The following is a 2280-nucleotide window of genomic DNA, read 5'->3' as shown; positions in this document are numbered from 1 at the left end:
ATCAAGGATCAGTTCAACCACACCATGTATTACCCGAATCAGGATGGATTAGTTATTTTATAAAGAGTGAAGAGGACATTCCGTTTGCTATTGAGTTATTTCGTATGCAATATGATCGGATCGCCAAAATTAAATAAAGTAGCTAACTTAATAATATATTTTTTTGTCACATCCTTCCTTCATCGTTCGTCTTGTATTTAGAATGATAAGGAGGGATTTTATTATGAAAAATTTTGATGTAGCAATTGTTGGCGGGGGGCTTGCAGGGTTAACAGCATCTATATATTTAGCGAAAGAAGGAAGGAAAGTTGTTGTATTAGAAAAATCAAGTCGTTTTGGTGGCAGAGCGATGACAATAAATAAAAATGGCATATATATGAACCTTGGAGCACACGCTTTATACCGCGGAGGAGAAGCGTTCTTAACATTTAACGAGCTTGGTATGAAACTTACGGGAGGAATGCCGTCCACGAAAGCACACGGAATATGGAAAGATGACGTATATACTATCCCAACGGATTTTCGCTCCATTTTATCAACACCGTTACTTTCATGGTCTGCAAAAGTACAATTCTCTCGTCTTATGATTCATTTAGGGAAATTAGATGTAGGAGAAGTTCAAAAAATGAGTTTATCTACATGGGCAGAAAAAGAAATAAAAGATCCAATGGTTCGAAATATATTTTATGCGTTATGCAGAACAACAACATATACGTTTGCTCCTACAATACAGTTAGCATCATCTGTACTAACGCAAATACAGCTTTCAATAAAAGAAGGAGTATTTTATGTAGATGGTGGTTGGGAGACGATAATAACAAAATTAAGAGATATAGCGAATAATGTTGGGGTGCAATTTCAGGCTAGTAAGCATGTATTGGAAGTAGAAAATTGTGAAGGTATACAAAAAATTCGTTGTTCGGATGATGAAGTATTTAAAGTTAATGCAGTTGTCGTGACGATTCCACCGAAAGAAGCTTGTAAAATAATAAAAGGTGCAGAAGGAACAAGTTTGTATAGATGGAGTGAACAATCGGTACGGGTTACCGTCGCTGCATTAGATATTGGTTTAAGACGCTTAACCAATCCTACACATCAATTTGCATTAGGGTTAGATCAACCTATATTTTTCACGAATCAATCAAGAGCAGCCAAATTAAGTGAAGATGGAGCAATTGTAGTGAGTGTAATTAAGTACCATAATCCTATGCTAGAGATAAATCATTTTCATGATGATCAAGAACAGTTAGAAAATACGATGGAGTTGCTACATCCTAATTGGAAAAGAGAAGTTGTTGCAAAGCAATATTTACCGAAAATAACGGTAGTACATGATTTTTCTCATATTGGCCGAGTTGAAAATCCGGGTCCTAATATACCTGAAATGACAGGTGTATACGTTGCAGGAGATTGGGCTGGGCATGACGAAATATTAGCTGATGCTGCGGTAGCAAGCGGGAAACGTGCAGCGTTACACATTTTAAAGCAATTAGAAAGTGAGGCAGTTCATCATGGAAACGGAGCAATTATATGAAGCGTATCAACCATTATTATTTTCATTAGCATATAGAATCCTTGGGAGTGTTATGGACGCTGAAGATATCGTTCATGACGTATTTATCGCGGTAAATAATATAGAGGATGTTCAATCTATAGAAAATATGAAAGCATATTTGTGTAAAATGGCGACAAATCGTTCAATTGATACATTACGTTCGGCAGCGCATAAACGTAATGTATATGTAGGGATGTGGTTACCAGAGCCATTTGTGGAAGAGTCTGATGAGCCAGTAGAGTCATTTGTAATGAAAGAATCAATTTCTACGGCATATTTATTACTTTTACAACAATTGTCTGAGGTAGAAAGGGTTGTTTTTATATTAAGAGAGGTTTTCAGTTATGACTACGAGGAAATAGCTTCAATTGTTGATAAGAGTAGTGTGAATTGCCGGAAGATCTTTCAACGCGCACGAAAAAGTATTTTAGATAAGCCGAAGCAATCAACATTAAGTACGAAGAAAATGGCTGCCTATGTGGAAAAGTTTGTATCATCATTACAGTGTGGGGATGCAGAAGGCATGTTAGAAGTTTTAAAAACAGATGCGATATTTAAAGCAGATGGTGGTGGTAAAGTTACAACTGCAATTAATCCGATTTATTCTGCAGATAAAATTATACGTTTGTTCTTTGGAATTGCAAAACGATTGCCAGAAAAGTATAGTGTTGATTTCAAAATAGTAAATGGTGCACCAGGCGTTATAGTTACAATAAATAATAAAG

At 36.0% G+C, this 2280-nt stretch carries 3 protein-coding genes; all 3 read left to right on the top strand.

Features of this window, described 5'->3' with window-relative positions:
- On the top strand, positions 1-137 hold a 137-nt coding region (locus tag AB3X49_RS21675), incomplete at its 5' end, for a luciferase domain-containing protein (RefSeq protein WP_367964670.1).
- Between the two features lie 86 nt (positions 138-223).
- Positions 224-1534 carry a phytoene desaturase family protein gene (locus AB3X49_RS21670; protein WP_367964668.1) on the top strand — a complete coding sequence of 437 codons (1311 nt, stop codon included), beginning with the start codon at positions 224-226 and terminating at the stop codon, positions 1532-1534.
- A partial coding sequence (locus tag AB3X49_RS21665) for a sigma-70 family RNA polymerase sigma factor (protein WP_367964666.1) occupies positions 1512-2280 on the top strand: 769 nt, incomplete at its 3' end. The genes AB3X49_RS21670 and AB3X49_RS21665, both read left to right, overlap by 23 nt.

It is taken from the genome of Bacillus sp. C30 (assembly GCF_040838255.1).
GTDB classification, from domain to species: Bacteria; Bacillota; Bacilli; order Bacillales; family Bacillaceae_G; genus Bacillus_A; species Bacillus_A mycoides.
This window is presented reverse-complemented; position numbering and strand designations above follow the sequence as displayed.